At 66.3% G+C, this 20,657-nt stretch carries 17 protein-coding genes and 1 pseudogene; 10 read left to right on the top strand and 8 right to left on the bottom strand.

Annotated elements, in window-relative coordinates; all coding sequences use genetic code 11:
* The first annotated feature begins 122 nt into the window (after positions 1-122).
* On the top strand, positions 123-1,532 hold the full coding sequence (gene selA, locus V6W80_RS18220; RefSeq protein ID WP_338545015.1) for an L-seryl-tRNA(Sec) selenium transferase: 1,410 nt from the start codon (positions 123-125) through the stop codon (positions 1,530-1,532).
* Between the two features lie 8 nt (positions 1,533-1,540).
* On the opposite strand, the gene phnE is transcribed toward selA, so the two are convergent.
* The 5 genes and pseudogenes from phnE to V6W80_RS18195 all read right to left on the bottom strand — a co-directional run bounded on the left by phnE (position 1,541) and on the right by V6W80_RS18195 (position 6,909).
* On the bottom strand, positions 1,541-2,272 hold the full coding sequence (gene phnE / locus V6W80_RS18215) for a phosphonate ABC transporter, permease protein PhnE (protein WP_338547468.1): 732 nt from the start codon (positions 2,270-2,272) through the stop codon (positions 1,541-1,543).
* 51 nt (positions 2,273-2,323) lie between these two features.
* Positions 2,324-3,136: pseudogene (locus V6W80_RS18210) on the bottom strand (PhnE/PtxC family ABC transporter permease); the annotation flags it as partial.
* Entirely contained in the window at positions 3,130-3,939 is an 810-nt protein-coding gene (locus V6W80_RS18205) for a phosphonate ABC transporter ATP-binding protein (protein ID WP_338545014.1), read from the bottom strand. The gene V6W80_RS18205 and the pseudogene V6W80_RS18210, both read right to left, overlap by 7 nt.
* The gene (locus V6W80_RS18200; RefSeq protein ID WP_160923257.1) at positions 3,936-4,784 is read right to left on the bottom strand and encodes a putative selenate ABC transporter substrate-binding protein; all 849 of its coding nucleotides are present in this window, start codon (positions 4,782-4,784) and stop codon (positions 3,936-3,938) included. Before V6W80_RS18200 ends, V6W80_RS18205 begins: the two co-directional genes overlap by 4 nt.
* Before the next feature lie 196 nt (positions 4,785-4,980).
* Entirely contained in the window at positions 4,981-6,909 is a 1,929-nt protein-coding gene (locus V6W80_RS18195) for a transglycosylase SLT domain-containing protein (protein WP_338545013.1), read from the bottom strand.
* 220 nt (positions 6,910-7,129) lie between these two features.
* Here V6W80_RS18195 and V6W80_RS18190 point away from each other — a divergent pair, with 220 nt between their 5' ends.
* Positions 7,130-9,034: an ATP-binding cassette domain-containing protein gene (locus tag V6W80_RS18190; RefSeq protein WP_338545012.1), complete on the top strand. Its 1,905-nt coding sequence runs from the start codon at positions 7,130-7,132 to the stop codon at positions 9,032-9,034.
* A gap of 18 nt (positions 9,035-9,052) precedes the next feature.
* On the opposite strand, the gene V6W80_RS18185 is transcribed toward V6W80_RS18190, so the two are convergent.
* Complete coding sequence (locus tag V6W80_RS18185; protein WP_017639786.1) at positions 9,053-9,493, bottom strand: universal stress protein; 441 nt, start codon at positions 9,491-9,493, stop codon at positions 9,053-9,055.
* A 415-nt stretch (positions 9,494-9,908) separates the two neighbouring features.
* On the opposite strand from V6W80_RS18185, the gene fadB reads away from it, so the two are divergent.
* From fadB to V6W80_RS18155, 6 genes are all read left to right on the top strand, one after another.
* Positions 9,909-12,056 carry a fatty acid oxidation complex subunit alpha FadB gene (gene fadB / locus V6W80_RS18180; protein ID WP_338545011.1) on the top strand — a complete coding sequence of 716 codons (2,148 nt, stop codon included), beginning with the start codon at positions 9,909-9,911 and terminating at the stop codon, positions 12,054-12,056.
* Positions 12,057-12,071: 15 nt separating this feature from the next.
* Complete coding sequence (fadA, locus tag V6W80_RS18175; protein WP_017639784.1) at positions 12,072-13,250, top strand: acetyl-CoA C-acyltransferase FadA; 1,179 nt, start codon at positions 12,072-12,074, stop codon at positions 13,248-13,250.
* A gap of 72 nt (positions 13,251-13,322) precedes the next feature.
* The gene (locus V6W80_RS18170) at positions 13,323-13,574 is read left to right on the top strand and encodes a DUF1653 domain-containing protein (protein WP_026083700.1); all 252 of its coding nucleotides are present in this window, start codon (positions 13,323-13,325) and stop codon (positions 13,572-13,574) included.
* Between the two features lie 149 nt (positions 13,575-13,723).
* Positions 13,724-16,330 (top strand): type I DNA topoisomerase, encoded by a 2,607-nt coding sequence (topA, locus tag V6W80_RS18165; protein WP_338545010.1) that lies wholly within the window; start codon positions 13,724-13,726, stop codon positions 16,328-16,330.
* 58 nt (positions 16,331-16,388) lie between these two features.
* Positions 16,389-16,907 (top strand): DUF6586 family protein, encoded by a 519-nt coding sequence (locus tag V6W80_RS18160; protein WP_160923261.1) that lies wholly within the window; start codon positions 16,389-16,391, stop codon positions 16,905-16,907.
* A gap of 130 nt (positions 16,908-17,037) precedes the next feature.
* On the top strand, positions 17,038-17,274 hold the full coding sequence (locus V6W80_RS18155; RefSeq protein ID WP_007162387.1) for a hypothetical protein: 237 nt from the start codon (positions 17,038-17,040) through the stop codon (positions 17,272-17,274).
* A 63-nt stretch (positions 17,275-17,337) separates the two neighbouring features.
* Here V6W80_RS18155 and sulA read toward each other — a convergent pair whose 3' ends face one another.
* On the bottom strand, positions 17,338-17,838 hold the full coding sequence (gene sulA, locus V6W80_RS18150; RefSeq protein ID WP_017639780.1) for an SOS-induced cell division inhibitor SulA: 501 nt from the start codon (positions 17,836-17,838) through the stop codon (positions 17,338-17,340).
* 184 nt (positions 17,839-18,022) lie between these two features.
* Entirely contained in the window at positions 18,023-18,634 is a 612-nt protein-coding gene (gene lexA, locus V6W80_RS18145; RefSeq protein WP_026083698.1) for a transcriptional repressor LexA, read from the bottom strand.
* 236 nt (positions 18,635-18,870) lie between these two features.
* On the opposite strand from lexA, the gene V6W80_RS18140 reads away from it, so the two are divergent.
* Together V6W80_RS18140 and nagZ are read left to right on the top strand one after the other, a co-directional pair.
* Positions 18,871-19,581: a TetR/AcrR family transcriptional regulator gene (locus V6W80_RS18140; protein WP_338545009.1), complete on the top strand. Its 711-nt coding sequence runs from the start codon at positions 18,871-18,873 to the stop codon at positions 19,579-19,581.
* A gap of 80 nt (positions 19,582-19,661) precedes the next feature.
* A complete protein-coding gene (gene nagZ, locus V6W80_RS18135; protein WP_257705470.1) occupies positions 19,662-20,654 on the top strand; it encodes a beta-N-acetylhexosaminidase in 993 nt (330 codons plus the stop codon).
* Positions 20,655-20,657 lie beyond the last annotated feature (3 nt).

The following is a 20,657-nucleotide window of genomic DNA, read 5'->3' as shown; positions in this document are numbered from 1 at the left end:
GAGGTCCGGGTTCGGGCCACCCCATGCAACGGCGGGCTAGGTCTGCAGCAGCGCGGCACGCTCTGGTCGACCCGCCCTGGGTTCGGGCTACACTGGGGATCGACTCGACCCCAGAGGTTCCCATGACCGCCATTCGCCTGCCGTCCATCGACCGCCTGCTGCGCCATCCCGCGTCGCGTCCGCTGGAGGAGCGCCACGGTCGCGAGCAGGTCCTGGGCGGCTATCGGTCGCTGCTGGACGATCTGCGCGGCGCCCTGAAGGCCGGCACGCTGACCGCCGTGGAGGTGGAGGAGGGCGTCCTGGCCGGACGCCTGGGCGAGCGCCTGGCGCTGAGCAGTCAGCCGCGGGTGCGGCGGGTGTTCAACCTCACCGGCACGGTGTTGCACACCAACCTGGGGCGGGCCCTGCTGGCGGAAGAGGCCATCGCCGCGGTGACCGAGGCCGCGCGTCAGCCGATGAATCTGGAATTCGACCTGGCCACCGGCAAGCGCGGCGATCGCGACGACCTGGTGGCCGACCTGGTACGCGAACTGACCGGCGCCGAGGCGGTGACCGTGGTCAACAATAACGCCGCGGCAGTCCTGCTGGCCTTGCATGCCCTAGGCGCGCGCAAGGAAGGGGTGCTGTCCCGTGGCGAGCTGATCGAGATCGGTGGTGCCTTTCGCATCCCCGACATCATGGCCCGGGCCGGGGTCAAGCTGGTGGAGGTGGGCACCACCAATCGCACCCATGCCCGCGACTACGAGGCCGCCATCGGCCCGCGCACCGCGCTGCTGATGCGGGTGCACACCAGCAACTACAGCGTCCAGGGCTTTACCGCCAGCGTGGCCACGGCGGAGCTGGCCGCCATCGCCCGCGCCCATAACGTGCCGCTGCTGGAAGACCTGGGTAGCGGCACCCTGGTGGACCTGACGCGCTGGGGCCTGCCCGCCGAACCCACGGTGCAGCAGGCGCTGCGCGATGGTGCGGACCTAGTGACCTTCAGTGGCGACAAGCTGCTGGGCGGCCCCCAGTGTGGCCTCATCGTCGGCCGGCGCGACCTCATCGAACGCATCAAGAAGAATCCGCTCAAGCGCGCCCTGCGGGTGGACAAGCTGACCCTGGCCGCCCTGGAAGCGACCCTGGCGCTCTATCGCGATCCGGATCGACTGGCCGAGCGGCTGCCCAGCCTCAGGCTGCTGTCACGCCCGGCCGAGGCCATCACCACCCAGGCCGAGCGCCTGCTGCCGGCCTTCGTCGCCGTGCTGGGCACGACCTATGCGGTCAGCGTGGAGCCGGCGCTGGGCATGATCGGCAGCGGCGCCCAGCCGGTGGCACGCTTGCCCGGGGCTGCGCTGTGCTGTCGCCCCCAGGTCAGCAAGCGCCTGCGCGGCCGCGCCCTGCGGCAGCTGGAAGAGGGGTTGCGTCAGCTCCCCATCCCGGTGGTGGGACGCATCGACGCCGACGCCCTCTGGCTGGACCTGCGCCAGCTCGACGACGAAACCGCCTTTCTCGCCCAACTGCCGGCGTTGCTGCTGCCGGAGATTCGCTAGGGCTTGGCTTAGCGCACCACCCAGCGCTGCCGGGCCCAGTTGCTCAGCAGATCCACGCCCAGCACCAGCACCAGCATGCCGAGGATCACGGTGGCGGCCTGGGCCTGCTGGAACAGGCTCAGGCTGAAGTACAGCTGCTGCCCCAGGCCGCCGGCGCCGACGAAGCCGAGGATGCTGGCCATGCGGATGTTGTTTTCCCAGCGATAGAGCAGATAGGCCAGCAACTGCGGCCAGACCGCCGGCAGGGTGCCGTAGAGAAAGGCCGCCAGCGCGCCACCGCCGGCCAGGCGAATGGCTTCGGCAGGCGCCTTGGGGGTGTTTTCCAGGGCTTCGGCGAACAGCCGGCCGAGTACCCCGGCGGTATGCAGGGCCAGGGCCAGGGTCCCGGCGTTGGGTCCCAGGCCGGCGGCCAGCACCATCAGCGCCGCCCAGACCAGTTCGGGCACGGCGCGCAGGGCGTTGAGCAACAGCCGCGCCAGCGCCAGGGCGGCCAGGCCAAGGCGACCGGCCGCCGGCAGCGCTAGCAGGATGCCGAGCAGCCCGGCGAGCAGGGTGCCCAGGGCCGACATGGCCAGGGTTTCCACCGCGCCGTGGGCCACGGCCGATAGCTGGGCGAGGGAGAAATCCGGCTTGAGGAAATCTGCCAGGAAGCTACCCATCTGACCCAGGGCGCGGGTGCTCAGCAATTCACCGAAGGCGGTGCCCAGGTAGCTGATGGACGCCAGCAGGGCGGTGCCCATCGCCAACACCGTCAACAGCCCGCGGCCACCGGCCCGGCTGCGTTCCACCTGGCGCAGCAGCCGGCTCAGCACATCGGCCAGCAGCACCAGTATCAGGAAGGTCAGCAGCAGGCTGGCCACCTCGCCACCGGCGAACATGCGTAGCGACAGGTCGACCTGCTGGCCGAGGCCGCCAGCGCCGACGAAGCCCATCACCACCGAAGCGCGGATGGCGCACTCCCAGCGGTAGACGCTGTAGGAAATCATCTCGCCCGCGGCATTGGGCAGCACGCCATAGACGAAGGCCTGCAGGCGCCCGGCGCCCTGCAGCAGCAAGGCCCGCGCTGGGCGTGGATCGACCGATTCGAAGATCTCCGCATAGACCTTGCCCAACATGCCGCCGTAGGTGATGGCGATGGCCAGCACCCCCGCCGTGGGGCCCAGGCCGACGGCGCGGACGAACAGCAGCGCCCAGACGATCTCCGGCACGCTGCGCAGGACGATCAGTACCCCGCGGACCAGCCCGCGGAGCAGGCGCGGCAACCGACCGGGGCGACCGGCGCGGGGCAGGGCGGAGATCGACAGCGCGCGGGTGGCGAGCAGGGCAGCGGGCAGGGCGATCAGTGCCGCCAGGGCCATGCCCAAGGTGGCGATGGCCAGGGTTTCCAGGGTGGCGCGCCCCAGCACGGCGAGAAAGTCGGCGTCATGGGCCGGTGGCCAGAAGCCGGCGAGAAAGTTGCCCATGGTGCGGGCATTGTCGCCGGTGAAGAGGCCCAGCAGATCGAATTCCGCCAGGCGCAGCGTCGGCCAGGCCAGCACCAGGGCCAGCAGGGTGAGCAGCAGGCGGGGCCGGGCGGCCGGGTCCGGGCGGGGCGAGGTCAGCATCGTGGCAGGTCGAGCGGCGTCTCCGCCGGGGCGGGGGTGGCAGGCTGGAGGGTGGTGCTCAGGCCTTCGTTGGCATAGAGCGCGGCGAGATCGGCCGGGGTGACGGCGCTGGCGGGCTTGTCCCACAGCAGCCGACCGCCACGCAGACCGAGGATGCGCGGAAAGCGCTGCAACGCCAGTTCGACGTTGTGCAGGCTGGTGACCAGGGTGGTGCCCTGGCGCGCCGCGGCGTCGCTCAGCACCTCCAGGGTATGGCCGGCCAGCACCGGGTCCATGGCCGACACGGGTTCGTCGGCGAGCAGCAGCTGCGGTTGCTGGTAGAGCGCCCGGGCGATGCCGATGCGCTGCAGCTGGCCACCGGAGAGCTGATCGCAGGAGGAATAGAGGCGATCGGCGAGATCCAGCGGCGCCAGGGCGGCGGCGGCGCCGTCACGATCCAGCGGATGCACCAGGCTGACCAGGCTGCGCGCCAGCGACCACTGGCCGAGGCGTCCGGCCAGTACTGCGGTGATCACGCGCTGGCGCGCCGGCAAGGGCGGCGCCTGATGGATGAGGCTGATGCGGGCGCGCAGCTGGCGCCGCGCGCGGTTGCCCAGCGTCCAGGGATCTTCCCCGAGTAGCTCCAGCTGACCCGTCACGGGCCGCAGCCCGGTCGCCAGCAGCCGCAGCAGGCTGGTCTTGCCCGCCCCGGACGGGCCGATCAGGGCGACCTGCTCACCCTGTTCCAGGTGGAGGTCGAGATCGGCCAGGGCGGGCGAGCCATCGGCGTGTACCAGCGTCACGCCCCTGAGGGCGAGACTCACTTGAGCAGGCCGGCTGCCAGGGCGGAAGCCTCGATGCTCTTGTAGTTGTCCGGCGAGGTCGGCACGAAGCGGCTGGCCGCCTGCAGGTCGAGGATCGCCTTGTCCGCCGGCTTGGCCGGATCCAGGTCGAGGAAGGCCTGCTTGATCTTGGCCGCCAGTTGCGGATCCAGACTGCCGCGCACCGTCCAGTTGTAGTCGTAGTAGGGCGGGGTGGTGGATATCACCCGAACCTTGCTGGTATCGACCTTGCCGGCGTCGACCAGCTTCTTCCACACCGAGGCGTTGAGCACGCCGGCATCGGCCTTGCCCGCGGCGACCCAGGCGACGGTGGCGTCATGGGCGCCCGAGTAGGCCACCCGCGAGAAGAACTGCTCGGGGACGATGCCTTCCTGCTGCATGAAGTAGCGCGGCATCAGGCTGCCCGAGGTGGAGGAGACCGAACCAAAGGCGAAGGTCTTGCCCTTAAGGTCCTGCAGGCTCTTCACGGCCGGATCGGCGGTGATGAATTTGCTGGTGAACTGCTGATCTTCCTCACGCTGTACCAGGGGATTCATCGGCGCCTTGCGCTGCGCCTGGACGAAGGTGAAGCCACCGAACCAGGCCAGGTCCAGTCGATCCGACGCCATGGCTTCCACCACGCCGGCATAGTCGGACACCGGCACGAACTTGACCGGCATGCCCAGGCGTTGCTCCAGGTACTCGCCCAGCGGCTTGAACTTGCGGATCAGCTCGGTGGGCGCCTCGTCGGGAATGGCCGAGACGCGCAGTTCGTCGGCGGCATGGGAAAGCAGGGACGTCAGGGACAGGGCCAGGCCTGCTGCCAGGGCCAGCGAACGCTTGAGCATGGGTTTCTCCGGTTCAATAGCGGAAAAAAAGGGGCTGCAGTATAGGGGGTGACGCTCGATTGCGCAGCCGTCACGGGGCCGGAGGCCTTGCCGGAACGTGCGGCGCAGCGACGGAAACGCTCTGGACGGCGACTGCGCGGCGGACTCGAAGCAGCGTTCGAGTCCGCCAGGGAGGGGGAGATTAGCCGGCAGGCGCTCAGGTCTCGTCGAAGAAGCGCTCGTTCCAGTCCACCAGGGGTTGTGGCGAATTGAGCTTCTGGCCGTAGATCACCGCGTAGGCCAGTACGTTCTGCACGTATTGCCGCGTCTCGTCGAAGGGAATGGTCTCCACCCAGACATCGAAGGCCAGGTGGCGGGCGCCGTTCAGCCAGCGCTTCACCCGGCCCGGGCCGGCGTTGTAGGCGGCCGAGGCCAGCACCCGGTTGCCGTTGAACTGGGCATGGACCATGGACAGATAGGCGGTGCCCAGCTGGATGTTCTTTTCCGGGGTCAGCGCCTGCTGCGGCGAGGCCAGGGGAATGGCGAACTTGCTGGCGGTATGGCTGGCGGTGGCCGGCATCAGCTGCATCAGCCCCATGGCGCCCACGCCGGAGCGCGCATCGGCCATGAAACCGCTCTCCTGGCGGGTGATGGCGAACACCCAGCTGCTGTGCAGGCCGCGGGTCTGGGCCTCGCGCACGAAGCTCTCGCGATAGGCGATGGGGAAGCGGATATCCAGGTCGTCCCAGTACTTGGCCAGGCTGATGGTGCGAATCGCCGGGAAGTACCACTGCATGTCGTAGGCCATGCGCGCCTGGGCCACCAGTTCGTCACGGTTGAAGTGACGGCTGACGTAGAACCACTCGCGGCGGGCATTGATCGGCTCGCCGCGAGCGATGAATTCCAGGGCCCGCTGCACGCCCGGGGTGTTGCGTACCTTGCGCTTGAGGGCGTCGCTGAGCACCAGCGGCTTGTTGTTGAGCTGATAGGGCGCCTTGCTGCGGTCGGCGGCGAGAAAGCCGTAATAGTCACGCTCGCGACTGACTTCGGCGTACTCGCGCAGCACCGCCGGACTCTGCGGCTGCATCAGCTCCAGGGTGCGGGCGCGCCAGTATTCCCAGCGATTGGCCTTGGCCAGGGTGGGCGGAAAGCGCTCGATCAGGGCATGGGCATCGCTCCAGCGACCCAGGCGCAGGAGCAATCGGGCGCGCCATTCGCTGACGTCATCGTCACGCAGCTCGGGATCGTAACGCTCCATCAACGGCAGGGCGCGCGGATCGAAGTTCTTCGCCAGGGTCAGGCCGATCTGGCGGGCGATGGCGACCTTTTCGTCGCGGGTGAAGGGCATGCGCTGGCTGTAGACATCCAGCAGACCCATGGCCTGTTCCGGATCCTGGCGCGCCAGCTTGCGCAGGCCCAGGCCGACCACGTCGGCGAGGCTCTCGCTGGCCGGCGCGAAGGCCTGGACATTGGCGATCTGCTGCGGCTTCTGCGCCACGTCGATCAGCCGCTGGGCCTGGCCGGACAGCGTCGGCAACTGGGCGGAGAGGGTGCGCACCAGGCCGTATTCGCCCTTGTCGGCGGCCAGCTTGGCGCGCTCCCAGACCCGCTCCTCGGTGAGCTGGCCGCGCGCCGCCCAGGCCTGGAACAGGCCGTCGCAGCTGGTCGGCTGGGCTTTGCCCACCAGCCAGTACTTCTCCGCCAGCTTGAAGCCCTCGCTGGCATTGCCCTGGGCGATCAGGTACTGGCCGTGCAGGCAATCCAGTTCGGTGAAGTTGTAGTCGGGCGAATAGTATTTCTCGAAGCGATTCCAGTCGCCGCGATCGGCCAGGCTGCGCAGCCAGCGCAGACGCAGCCAGTTGGACTGCGGCAGATCGCCGTGCTCGGCGAGAAAGGTCTCGATCTCGGCGTCGCTGGCGCCGGGGACGCGCTTGATCAGCTCGTCGTAGGCCAGGTAGGGCTCCAGCGGATAGGTGCGCAGTTCGCCGCGATTGGCCAGGTAAACGCTGGCGTCGCCGCGGTCCAGCGCCGCCTTGGCCTGGTCGTAGAGTTGCCGCTGCTGCTCCAGGGGAGCGGCTTGCGAGGTGGTGGAGCCGATCAGGGGAGCGAGGAGCAGGGGCAGGATGACGAACAGGCGACCGCGCATGGGAATTCCGTAAAAGCTGAATGCGGAGGAGGCGGCGCGCCAGGCTCAGGGCCAACGGCCGACCGTCACGGGGCAGTCTAGCTTACGTGCCGGCGCCAGGCGGCGAAAGCGTCGACCATGGCCTGCCGTCGGGCGGTCCGGGCGTTTCGCCGGGTCGCGTCGACCGGCGCCAGGGTAGGCGTCTCTGCTAGACTGGCTGGCCTTTTTCGCGGAGAAACCCATGGCGCTGCTCAAGTTCACCAACGTATCCCTGGCCTTTGGCGTCACCCCCTTGCTGGACGGGGTGTCCTGGCAGATCGAACGGGGCGAGCGGGTATGCATCATCGGCCGCAACGGCACCGGCAAATCCAGCCTCTTGCGCATCGTCAAGGGTGAGCAGCAGGCCGACGATGGCGAGGTCTGGCGCGCGCCGGCGCTGAAGATCGGCGAGCTGCCGCAGGAATTGCCGCGCGCCGACGACCGCTCGGTGTTCGACGTGGTGGCCGCCGGCCTGGCGGGCGTCGGCGAACTGCTTGCCGAATACCACCACCTGACCCAGGACACCAGTGGCGAGCTGGACATGGACCGCCTCATGCACGTCCAGCAGGAGCTGGAGGCCCGCGATGGCTGGCGCCTGCAACAACTGGTGGAGAGCACCCTGAGCCGGCTGCAGCTGCCGGCGGAAAAGACCCTCGCCGAACTGTCCGGTGGCTGGCGGCGGCGCGTGCTGCTGGCTCAGGCCCTGGTGGCCGAGCCCGATCTGCTGCTGCTCGACGAGCCCACCAACCACCTGGACATCGGTGCCATCGCCTGGCTGGAAGAAGCCCTGCGCGGCTATCCCGGCGCCGTGCTGTTCATCACCCACGACCGGGCCTTCCTTCAGGCGCTGGCCACCCGCATCCTCGAACTGGACCGCGGCAACCTGATCGATTGGCAGGGCGACTACGCCAGCTTCCTGGTGCACAAGGAGCAGCAGCTGGCGGCCGAAGAGACCGCCAATGCCCTGTTCGACAAGCGCCTGGCCCAGGAAGAGGTCTGGATCCGCCAGGGCATCAAGGCTCGGCGGACCCGCAACGAAGGCCGGGTCCGTGCCCTTAAGGCCATGCGCAACGAACGCAGCGAGCGCCGCGAGCGCCAGGGCAAGGCCAATCTATTGCTGGAAACGGCCGACAAGTCCGGCAAGCAGGTCATCCTCGCCGAGCACATGAGCTATGCCCACCCCGGCGGCGAGCCGCTCATCCGCGACCTGACCCTGCTGATCCAGCGTGGCGATCGCATCGGCCTGCTCGGCCCCAATGGCTCGGGCAAGACCACCCTGCTCAAGCTGCTGCTGGGTGACCTGCAGCCCACCACCGGCAAGATCCAGTACGGCACCAAGCTGGAGATCGCCTACTTCGACCAGCTGCGCCTGCAACTGGAGCCGGAGAAGACGGTGATCGACAACCTCGCCGAGGGTCGCGAATTCATCACCATCAACGGCCAGGATCGCCATGTGCTGAGCTACCTGGGCGATTTCCTGTTCAGCCCCCAGCGTGCTCGTACCCCGGTCAAGGCACTGTCCGGTGGCGAGCGCGCGCGCCTGCTGCTGGCCAAGCTGTTCAGCAAGCCGGCCAACCTGCTGGTGCTGGACGAACCCACCAACGACCTCGACGTCGAGACCCTGGAACTGCTCGAAGAGGTGCTGCTGAGTTTCGAGGGCACCGTGCTGATGGTCAGCCACGACCGGGCTTTCCTCGACAACGTGGTGACCAGCACCCTGGTGTTCGAAGGGGAAGGGCGGGTACGGGAGTACGTCGGTGGCTACCAGGATTGGCTGCGCCAGGGTGGCTCACCGCGCCTGCTGGGCGTACAAACCCGCGAAGACAAGCCGGTACAGCCGGCCGCCAAGGCCGAGCCTGCTCCTGTGGCGGCACCCGCAGCCGCGCCGGCCAAGCGCAAGCTCAGCTACAAGGAGCAGCGTGAGCTGGACGCCCTGCCAGGCGCCATCGAAACCGCGGAGATCGAACTGGAAGCCCTGCAGACCGCGATTGCCGATCCCGGCTTCTACCAGCTGCCGGGCGAGGTCACTCAGGCCAAGCTGGCCCGCATGGACGCGCTGCAGGCCGAACTGGATCGCCTCATCGAGCGCTGGGCCGAGTTGGAGTGATCCAACCCGGCCGCGGGATCAGGTCTTGTCCTTGTTCAGGGCCACCGCGAGGGTATCGCAAGGCGCGCCGTGCAGCAGGTCGTTGGACGTCGAGCCCAGCAGCAAGGCCAGACCGTGACGACCATGGCTGCCGACCACGATCAGGTCGCAGCCCTGCTCCTTGGCCATGCGGTGGATCTCCTGGCGCGGCTGCCCATAGGCCAGCACGCAGTTGCCAGCCAACTCGGCGTACTGGGTGGTGAAACCATCCAGCCGCTCGCGGGCCTGCTCGATCTGCTGCTGCTGCAGCGACGACAGATCCATGGGCACATCACCGCCAAAGGCCATGGCCATGGGCTCGACCACGTGCACCAGGGACACCTTGCTGCCACAGCACTGACCCAGGGCCACGGCGCGGCGGATCACCGGCTGGCAATCGTCGGTCAGGTCGACGGCAACCAATATGTGTTGGTAGGCCATACACATCTCTCCTTCATGATGGGGCGCCAGGCCGTACCGTGGCTGGCGCTCGATTCGCAGGCTTCAGGTTCTGCCTGGAAAGAACCGGCTGTCGCTCGGCAGCTGTTCAGGCAGAGGCTCGCCCACTTGTAGTTTCGACTCCAGGAGTCGGGGATAGCTCCACGGCTATCTTGCACAGAAGCGCGCCAAGCTCAAGCGCCCACCACGCGAACCCCCGGTTGCGCTTTCCCCGCGTGTCCCAATTGACAAGCGCCCGCTTTTGCCAGAAGGTTGTGCGAGCCGTTCAAACGGTTGTATGAATTTTCGCCCCGGCCCGGCCGGTGCCCTCCACAGAACAATATCGGGGCTGGCGATTTTCGGCTTCCACCCGAAGCTGCCGCCCGCCTCGCGACCAGGACTCAAGGGAGACCCGCTGATGATTTTCGAAGGCAAAGCCCTTTCGGTGCGCGACGTGGAGGACGGCATCGCCGAACTTCGCTTCGACCTCCAAGGCGAATCGGTCAACAAGTTCAGCGCCATCACCCTGCGCGAATTCCGCCAGGCCGTGGATGCCCTGAAAGCCCACGCCGGCCTGCGCGGCGTCATCGTCACCAGCGGCAAGGACGTCTTCATCGTCGGCGCCGACATCACCGAATTCGTCGAGATGTTCGGCCGGCCGACCGAAGAGCTGCAGGCCGGCATCGCCGAGATCAACCGCATCTTCAGCGACTTCGAAGACCTGCCGGTGCCCACCGTGGCCGCCGTGGGCGGCATCGCCCTGGGTGGTGGTTGCGAGATGACCCTGGCCGCCGACTACCGGGTGCTGAGCACCGCCGCGCGCATCGGCTTGCCGGAAGTCAAGCTGGGCATCTATCCCGGCTGGGGCGGCACCGTTCGCCTGCCGCGCCTGATCGGCAGCGACAACGCCATCGAGTGGATCGCCTCCGGCAAGGAAAACGACGCCGCCACCGCTCTCAAGGTCGGCGTGGCCGATGCCGTGGTCGCCCCCGAGCACCTGTTCGATGCCGCCCTGGACCTGGTTCGTCGCGCCGCCGCCGGCGAGCTGGACTACCAGGCCAAGCGCAAGCCCAAGCTGGAAAAGCTGCAGCTCAATGCCATCGAGGCCATGATGGCCTTCGAATCGGCAAAGGGTTTCGTCGCCAGCCAGGCCGGTCCGCACTATCCGGCGCCGCTGGAAGCCATCAAGGCCATCCAGAAGTCCGCCAACTACGGTCGTGACAAGGCCCTGGAAGTCGAAGGCGCCGGTTTCGCCAAGATGGCCCAGACCTCGGTCTCCGCCAGCCTGGTCGGGCTGTTCCTCAATGACCAGGCGCTCAAGCGCAAGGCCAAGGTGCTGGAAAAGCAGGCTGCGCCGGTCAAGCTGACCAGCGTCCTGGGTGCCGGCATCATGGGTGGCGGCATCGCCTACCAGTCCGCGCTCAAGGGCACGCCGATCCTGATGAAGGACATTCGTGACGAAGCCCTGGAACTGGGCCTGAACGAAGCCAGCAAGCTGCTCAACAAGCGCGTCGAGAAGGGCCGCCTGGAGCCGGTGAAGATGGCCGAGGCGCTCAATCGCATCCGCCCGACCCTGTCCTATGGCGACTTCAAGAGCGTCGACCTGGTGGTCGAGGCGGTGGTCGAGAACCCCAAGGTCAAGCAGGCCGTGCTGGCCGAAGTGGAAGGCCAGGTACGCGAGGACGCCATCCTCACCTCCAACACCTCCACCATCTCCATCAGTCTCCTGGCCCAGGCGCTCAAGCGTCCGGAAAACTTCTGCGGCATGCACTTCTTCAACCCGGTGCACATGATGCCCCTCGTCGAGGTGATCCGTGGCGAGAAGACCAGCGAAAGGGCCATCGCCACCACCGTGGCCTACGCTCGCCAGATGGGCAAGAACCCCATCGTGGTCAATGACTGCCCCGGCTTCCTGGTCAACCGCATTCTCTTCCCGTACTTCGGCGGCTTCGCCGCGCTGCTGGCCCAGGGGGCCGATTTCCAGCGCGTCGATCGGCTGATGGAAAAATTCGGCTGGCCCATGGGCCCGGCCTACCTGATGGACGTGGTCGGCATGGACACCGCCCACCACGCCCGCGACGTCATGGCCGAGGGCTTCCCCGAGCGCATGAAGGAAAGCCGCAAGACCGCGGTGGACGCCCTTTACGAAGCCCAGCGCTTCGGCCAGAAGAACGGCAAGGGCTTCTATGTCTACGAGACCGACAAGAAGGGCAAGCCGAAGAAGGTCGCCGACCCGGCCGTGGCCGAGGTACTGGCACCGGTCACCTACGAGCAGCGTGAATTCACCGACGAGCAGATCGTCGAGCGGATGATGGTGCCGCTGTGTCTGGAAGCCGTGCGCTGCCTGGAAGACGGTATCGTCGACAGCGCCGCCGAGGCTGACATGGGCCTGATCTACGGCATCGGCTTCCCCCCCTTCCGGGGCGGTGCGCTGCGCTACATCGACAGCCTGGGCGTGGCCGAATTCGTCGCCATGGCCGACCAGTACGCCGACCTCGGGCCGCTGTATCACCCGACCCCCAAACTCCGCGAAATGGCCGCCGCTGGCCAACGCTTCTTCGGTTGAGCCTGGAGTAAAGAAATGAGTCTGAATCCGAGAGACGTCGTCATCGTCGACTTCGCCCGCACGCCCATGGGCCGTTCCAAGGGCGGCATGCACCGCAACACCCGCGCCGAGACCCTGTCCGCGCGGCTGATCGACGCGGTCCTCGACCGCAATCCCCAGGTCAATCCGGCCGAGGTGGAAGACGTGATCTGGGGCTGCGTCAACCAGACCCTGGAGCAGGGCTGGAACATCGCCCGCATGGCGTCGTTGCTGACCCGCATTCCCCACACCAGCGGCGCCCAGACGGTGAGCCGCCTGTGCGGCTCTTCCATGAGCGCCCTGCACACTGCCGCCCAGGCAATCCAGACCGGCAACGGAGACGTCTTCGTCGTCGGCGGCGTGGAGCACATGGGCCATGTCGGCATGATGCACGGCGTCGACCCGAACCCCCAGCTGTCGCTGCACGCCGCCAAGGCCTCCGGCATGATGGGCCTGACCGCCGAAATGCTGGGCAAGATGCACGGCATCACCCGCGAGGCCCAGGACCAGTTCGGCTACCGCTCGCACCAGCTGGCCTGGAAGGCCACCCAGGAAGGCAAGTTCAAGGACGAGATCATTCCCCTGGAAGGTCACGACGAGAACGGCTTCCTCAAGGTCTTCAGCCAGGACGAGACCATCCGTCCGGAGACCACCCTCGAAGGGCTGGCGGCCCTGAAGCCGGCCTTCAACCCGAAGGGCGGGACCGTGACCGCCGGCACCTCCTCGCAGATCACTGATGGCGCCTCCTGCATGCTGGTCATGTCCGCCCAGCGCGCCCAGGACCTGGGCCTACAACCGCTGGCCAAGATCCGCTCCATGGCCGTGGCCGGCGTGGATCCGGCGATCATGGGCTACGGTCCGGTGCCGGCCTCGCAGAAGGCGCTCAAGCGTGCCGGCCTGACCATCGCCGACATCGATTTCATCGAGCTCAACGAAGCCTTCGCCGCCCAGGCCCTGCCGGTGCTCAAGGACCTCAAGGTGCTCGACAAGATGGAGGAAAAGGTCAATCTGCACGGGGGCGCCATCGCCCTGGGTCACCCCTTCGGTTGCTCTGGCGCCAGAATTTCAGGCACGCTGTTAAATGTCATGAAACAGAATGACGGCACCTTCGGCCTGGCCACCATGTGCGTGGGGCTCGGCCAGGGCATCACCACGGTGTTCGAACGCCTGCGCTGATCCGCCGCAGCGTGCGTCATCCGACCGGGGCGCCCCCAGGGCTGCCCCGGTTTTCTTTTTTCGAGGTGGAACATGGCATTGCAGACGGGACTCTACCGGCACTACAAGGGTCAGCAGTATCGGGTGCTGGGTCTGGCCCGGCATTCGGAGACCGAGGAAGAGCTGGTCATCTATCAGGCGTTGTATGGCGAATATGGTCTCTGGGCCCGCCCCTTGAGCATGTTTCGCGAGAGCGTCCAGGTCGATGGCGAGCAGGTGCCGCGCTTCGCGCTGATCAGCGTCGAAGCCGATCCCTTGGGTCTGGATGCCACGCCGCAGCCTTGACCTTGCCGACATCGCCACTATATATAGCGGTGCCGCGTTGGCCGACCGCCCCCGGCGCATCAGACTGAAGTCGTTCTGGTCCTCCATCCGCCGTATTGGCGCTCGCCTTTCGCTCGCTCATCGCTTTCAAGCAGGAATCTGACTCTCCCATGGGTAAATCGCTGGTCATCGTGGAATCCCCGGCCAAGGCCAAGACCATCAACAAGTATCTGGGTAACCAGTACGTGGTGAAGTCGAGCATCGGCCACATCCGCGACCTTCCCACCAGCGGCGCTGGCACCGCCAAGGAGCCCGCCGCCAAGACGCGCAAGACCGCCGCCGAGGCGCCCGCGCTGTCACCCAAGGAAAAGGCCCGGCGTCAGCTGTTCGCCCGCATGGGTGTCGATCCCGAGCACGGCTGGAAGGCGCACTACGAGATCCTACCCGGCAAGGAAAAGGTGATCGAGGAGCTGCGCCGCCTGGCCAAGGACGCCGACACCGTCTATCTCGCGACCGACTTGGACCGCGAAGGGGAGGCCATCGCCTGGCACCTGCGGGAAGCCATCGGCGGCGACGACTCGCGCTACAAGCGCGTGGTCTTCAACGAGATCACCAAGAAGGCCATCCAAGAGGCCTTCTCCCAGCCCGGCGAACTGGACATCAATCGCGTCAACGCCCAGCAGGCGCGGCGTTTTCTTGACCGCGTGGTCGGCTACATGGTCTCGCCGCTGCTGTGGTCGAAGATCGCCCGTGGCCTGTCCGCCGGTCGAGTTCAGTCGGTGGCGGTCAAGCTGGTGGTGGAGCGCGAGCGCGAGATCCGTGCCTTCGTCCCCGAGGAATACTGGGAGATCCACGCCGACCTGGCCACGCCGAAAAAGGCCCAGGTGCGTTTCGAAGTGGTGCGCGAGAAGGGCGAAGCCTTCAAGCCGCTGAACGAAGCCCAGGCCAAGGCCGCCCTGACAAAGCTGGAAAAGGCCGCCTATCGCATCGCCAAGCGCGAAGACAAGCCGACCAGCAGCAGGCCCTCCGCGCCCTTCATCACCTCCACCCTACAGCAGGCGGCGAGCAATCGCCTGGGCTTCGGGGTGAAGAAGACCATGATGATGGCCCAGCGTCTCTATGAGGCCGGCTACATCACCTACATGCGTACCGACTCGACCAACCTGTCGGGCGATGCCATCGCCATGGCCCGTGGCTACATCGAGAGTGAATTCGGCAAGCAGTACCTGCCGGAAAAGGCCAACGTCTACGGCAGTCGCGAAGGCGCCCAGGAAGCGCACGAGGCCATCCGCCCGTCCGACGTCAACGTCAAGCCCAACAGCCTGTCGGGCATGGAGCGTGACGCCGAGCGCCTGTACGAACTGATCTGGCGCCAGTTCCTGGCCTGCCAGATGCCGCCGGCCGAATACCTGTCCACCACGGTGACCGCCGCGGCGGGCGACTTCGAGCTGCGTGCCCGCGGTCGCATCCTCAAGTTCGATGGTTACACCCGCGTCCTGCCGCAGCAGAGCAAGCCGGGTGACGACGACGTCCTGCCGGAGATGAAGCAGGGCGAGGACCTCGGCCTGGTCAAGCTCGACCCGAGTCAGCACTTCACCAAGCCGCCAGCCCGCTTCTCCGAAGCCAGCCTGGTCAAGGAGCTGGAGAAGCGCGGCATCGGCCGGCCGTCGACCTATGCCGCCATCATTTCCACCATCCAGGATCGCGGCTACGTAACGGTGCACAATCGCCGGTTCTATGCCGAGAAGATGGGCGACATCGTCACCGACCGGTTGAACGAAAGCTTCGCCAACCTGATGGACTTCAGCTTCACCGCCAACATGGAAGGCAATCTGGACAACGTCGCCCAGGGCGAACGGGACTGGAAGAATCTGCTCGACGAATTCTATGGAGATTTCAAGCAGAAGCTGGAATACGCCGAAGCGGGCGAGAAGGGCATGCGAGCCAATCAGCCGACCCTGACGGACATTCCCTGCCAGCTCTGCGGTCGGCCGATGATGATCCGTACCGCCTCCACCGGCGTCTTCCTGGGCTGCTCCGGCTACGCCCTGCCGCCCAAGGAACGCTGCAAGGCCACCATCAACCTGGTTCCGGGCGACGAGATCGCCGATGACGACGAGGGCGAATCCGAGTCTCTTGTCCTGCGTGGCAAGCACCGCTGCCCCATCTGCAGCACCGCGATGGACGCCTATCTGATCGACGAGCATCGCAAGCTTCACGTCTGCGGCAACAATCCGGACTGCCCGGGCTACGAGATCGAAGAGGGCAGCTATCGCATCAAGGGCTACGAAGGCCCGTCGCTGGAATGCGACAAGTGCGGCAGCGAGATGCAGCTCAAGACCGGCCGTTTCGGCAAATTCTTCGGCTGTACCAATCCGGCCTGCAAGAACACCCGCAAGTTGCTCAAGAACGGCGAGCCGGCTCCGCCGAAGATGGATGCCGTGCCCATGCCTGAGCTGCGCTGCGAGAAGGTCGACGACACCTATGTGTTGCGCGACGGGGCCTCGGGCTTGTTCCTGGCCGCCAGTGGCTTCCCGAAGAATCGCGAGACCCGTGCGCCGTTGGTCAGTGAACTGCTGCCCCATCGCGACGAGATCGATCCCAAGTACCATTATCTGCTGAGTGCTCCGGTGAAGGATGCCGAAGGCCGCCCGGCGGTGATCCGCTTCAGCCGCAAGACCAAGGAGCAGTACGTGCAGACCGAGGTCGAGGGCAAGCCCACCGGCTGGAAGGCCTTCTACGACGGCAAGAAGTGGCAGGTGGAAGAGAAGCGCTAGGGCCTTTGGCTCCGGCGCGAGACAGGTGGTCGGCGTGAGCCGGCCTGAGGAGAAGGGCATGGCCAACGAGCGTTACACCCGCACCAACCAGAAGCTCTATTTCGCCGGTCTAGCGCTGGACAGCTGGCGCTCGGCTCAGGCGGCACCCTCCGCCCAAAGCCAGGGCCGCATCATGGCCGAGCGCGAGGCTTGCCTGTTTCACCTGCATGGCGCCCTGCTGGGGCTCTGTCAGGAGGTGGCAGGCTTCTACCGTCATCCCACCATGGAAGCCACGTCGCTCGCCGTCCTGCTCTCACCCGACGCCTTGAACGAGGCGCCCAGTCCGGAAATGGGTGAACTGGTGGAGCTGGCTGGCAATTCGGAGACTTGGCTGGCGCGGTTGATCGCCGAATACCAGCGGCTGCTGCAACCGCCCCAGGCGCCACGGCGGCCCAAGCAGGACCCGACCTTGGCCCTCATCGAAGCGGTCAGCCTGGAACCGGCCGAACCGGAACTGGGTCTTGAAGAAGTGGAAGCCTGGCGCGAAAGTCTCAAGCAGACGGCGCTCAGATTCCGCGGTGCCATGACCGAGTGGTAGGAGCCGTCCAGCTAGCATGCCGCAGAGGCCGTCAGGACGATGGCCTTGCAGACCGTCGAAAAAGGCTCAGGCAAGTCAGCCTCCCAGACCCCACGCTGTTACACTATCCGCTTAGCTGTGGAGATACTGAATGACTACTGCCTACCTGGAAATCGTTGAACTCTCCGATGGTCGCATCGTGTTGCGCCGTGCGGACGACGAGGAAGCCCTCGTGACCCTTGAGTTTTCCAGCGATGCCAAGGATTTCCTGCATGGACAGCAGATAGAGGTGGCCAAGGCCATGTTCAACCTGGGCGTGCAGATGGCGGGTCGCTTGGCCGAAGGCGACAGCCTTCAGCGTGACGATCAACCCCGCGTCCTGCACTGACTCTCCGCCTGATCCGGCATTCCGTGCGGGAATGCCGCTGCTACATCCCTTCCTGCCCGCTGCCTAGGCGAATCTGACGTTCAGACTCTGGCTGTTGCCCTGGGCCGCGGCGCGTGCCAGTTGCTGCTTGCCCGCATCGCTGAGGTCGTGCAGCCAGCTGATCACCGTATGACTCTGCCCCTTGCGCAGCACCTCGCAGGCCAGTTGCAGCGTCTTGGCCGCGCTCGGCGTCTGCAGCAGGAGCACCCGTTCCGGATTCAGATGGGTACTGCGCAACCAGGCGTTGCTGAGCAGCGACGGCGGCGTGACCAGGGTCAGCCAGCGAGCATCGTCTTTGTCGCTCAGCTGGCGCAGGATGGGCGCCAGCAACTGCAGGCATTGTTCCTGGCTACCGTGCAGGGACATCTCGCTGAAGGTGTCCGGCAGCGGGGCGGCCGGCAGCTCCCGGGCCGGCTTGCCGGCCTTGGGCAGAAAGGCGGTCAGCTCCTGCAGCAGGAGCTCAGGTGCCAGGTCCAGCTCTTGAACCAACGAACGCGGGGCATCGAACATCAGGGGAAATTGCATGGCTACCTCCTGGAGGCGACTCGATCAAATCCACTTGAGATCATGTACCACGGATACATGACGTCACTGTGCTCAGCCTGGTCTTGAGCGCTTTTTCGGAGCGCGAACCTATACCCCCGATCAAGACTTCGGCGTAAGGCAAATAGCGGTGACAAGAGGCTGGCCCGCAGGCCAGCCCTAGACGTTAGCGGCGGATGACGCCAACGCTTAACCCTTCGATGGCGAATTCCTGGGTGGAAAGATCGACTTCGATAGGGGCGAACTCGGGATTTTCCGCCAGCAGGGTGACCTGGTTGCCCGAGCGCTTGAATCTCTTCACGGTGACTTCGTCGCCCACCCGGGCCACGACGATCTGGCCATTGTGCACCTCACGGGTCACATGGACGGCCAAGAGGTCGCCATCGAGGATGCCGACGTCTCTCATGCTCATGCCCTTGACCTTGAGCAGGTAGTCGGCACGGGGCTGGAAGAAGGCCGGGTTGATGGCGCAGTTTTCCTCGACGTTCTGCTCGGCCAGGATGGGGGCGCCCGCGGCGACCCGACCGATGACTGGCAGGCTCTCGTCGGCCTTGCGCGTAGTATCCAGCCCCGGGATGCGGATGCCACGAGAGGCGCCCGGCGTCATCTCGATGGCGCCCTTGCGGGCCAGGGCCTTGAGGTGCTCCTCGGCCGCATTCGGCGATTTGAAACCAAGCTCCTGCGCGATCTCCGCGCGGGTAGGCGGAAAGCCATTGGCTTCGAGGCAACGCTTGATGAAGGCCAGGATCTCGGCTTGTCGCGGTGTCAGTTTCAGCATGATGCACGTCGCGTCGTCTAATGATGCTGTGATTATATACAGTAACTCCAGGTGGTAGGCAAGGGCACCTGGCCCGGCTTCGGACGACAGGCCGGATTGGTGGCAAATAGCCCGCAAACAGCAGAAGGACGAGTGCTCCAGCGCTTTCAGGTCAGGCTCACCGCCCGAACTGCGATTGACTTGGATAGCGTTTGAAACATATGTTTCAAACGGAAATTCATCTATCGAGGAAGGTCATGGCGCAGTCGGATACCGTGGAGCGCATTCTGGATGCGGCCGAGCAACTGTTCGCCGAGCGCGGCTTTGCCGAAACCTCGCTGCGACTCATCACCACCCGCGCCGGGGTCAATCTGGCGGCCGTCAACTATCACTTCGGCTCCAAGAAGGCCCTGATCCAGGCGGTGTTTTCGCGCTTTCTCGATCCCTTCTGCTTCAACCTGGAGCGGGATCTGGATCAGTGGCAGCCGAAGAGCAGGGAAGAGGTGAGCCTGGAGGCGCTGCTGAATCTGCTGGTGGACCACTCCCTGGCCATCAAGCCACGGCATGGCAATGACCTCTCGGTGTTCATGCGTCTGCTGGGTCTGGCGTTCAGCCAGAGCCAAGGCCACCTGCGCAAATACCTGGAACAGACCTATGGGCGTGCCTTCCGCCGCTTCCTGCTGCTGGTGAACCGCGCCGTGCCCGAGATTCCGCCCCTGGAGCTGTTCTGGCGCGCCCACTTCATGCTGGGCGCGGCGGTGTTCAGCATGTCCGGCATCAAGGCACTGCGGGCGATCGGCGAGAACGATTTCGGCGTCGATACCCACACCGACCAGGTGCTGCGGCTGATGGTCCCCTTCCTCGCCACCGGCATGCGGGCGCCGACGGCGATGCACGCACCGGAGCTGGCCCAGGCCCAGTATCGGCCGCGGCGGCCAGTGGCGGTGGAGACAGCCGAGACCTACTAGGCTGCGGCATCGAGGGTGGCTGGGGTAAGCTTGCGTCCCTTTCACGGCGCCATGCGCCGGAGCATTCGGACGAGGTACCCATGCAAGGCTCCCTGATGGTCGATATCGCTGGCACCTGGCTCACCGCCGAGGATCGTCAGCTGCTGCGCCAGCCAGAGGTGGGCGGACTGATCCTGTTCGCCCGCAACATCGAAACCCCGGGGCAGGTCCGCGAACTGTGCCGCGCGATCCGCGCGGTGCGCCCGGAGCTGTTGCTGGCCGTGGACCAGGAAGGCGGTCGCGTGCAGCGCCTGCGCCGCGACGTGGTACGACTGCCGGCCATGGGGCAGCTGGGCGGTCGCGCGGACAGCCTGGAATTAGCCCGGCTCTGTGGCTGGATCATGGCGACCGAGATCCTGGCGGTGGGGCTGGACTTCAGCTTCGCTCCGGTGCTGGACGTCGACCATGGGCGCAGTCAGGTCATAGGCCTGCGCTCCTTCGGCGATGCCGAGCAGGTGATCAGGCTGGGCGGTGCCTTCATCGCCGGCATGGGTGACGCCGGCATGGCCGCCACGGGCAAGCATTTCCCCGGGCATGGCTGGGCCGAAGCCGATTCCCACTATGCCATTCCCACCGACGAGCGCGATCTGGACACCCTGCTGCGCACCGACCTGCGCCCGTTCCAGGCGCTGCTGCCAGCGCTGGGTGGCGTCATGCCCGCCCATGTCATCTATCCTGCCGTGGATCCCCAGCCGGCCGGCTTTTCCCGACGCTGGCTGCAGGACATCCTGCGCGGCGAACTGGATTACCAGGGGGTGATCTTCAGCGACGACCTGTCCATGGCCGGTGCCCATGTGGCCGGCGATGCCGGTCAGCGCGTCGAAGCGGCCCTCAGCGCTGGTTGCGACATGGGACTGGTCTGCAACGATCGCGCGGCGGCCGAGCTGGCCCTGACCCGGGTACAGCAGCTGGGCGTCTCGCCCGCGCCACGGCTGGCCAGCATGAGGGCCCGTCGCCACGTCGATCTCGATTATCGGCAACAACCGCAGTGGAGTCTTGCCCTGCAGCGGCTGCGCCAGGCTGAACTCATCTAGAGG

It is taken from the genome of Pseudomonas benzopyrenica, from assembly GCF_036884265.1.
Taxonomy (GTDB): Bacteria; Pseudomonadota; Gammaproteobacteria; order Pseudomonadales; family Pseudomonadaceae; genus Chryseomonas; species Chryseomonas benzopyrenica.
The sequence above is the reverse complement of the archived record's forward strand: the minus strand, read 5'-3'. Positions and strand labels throughout refer to the sequence as shown.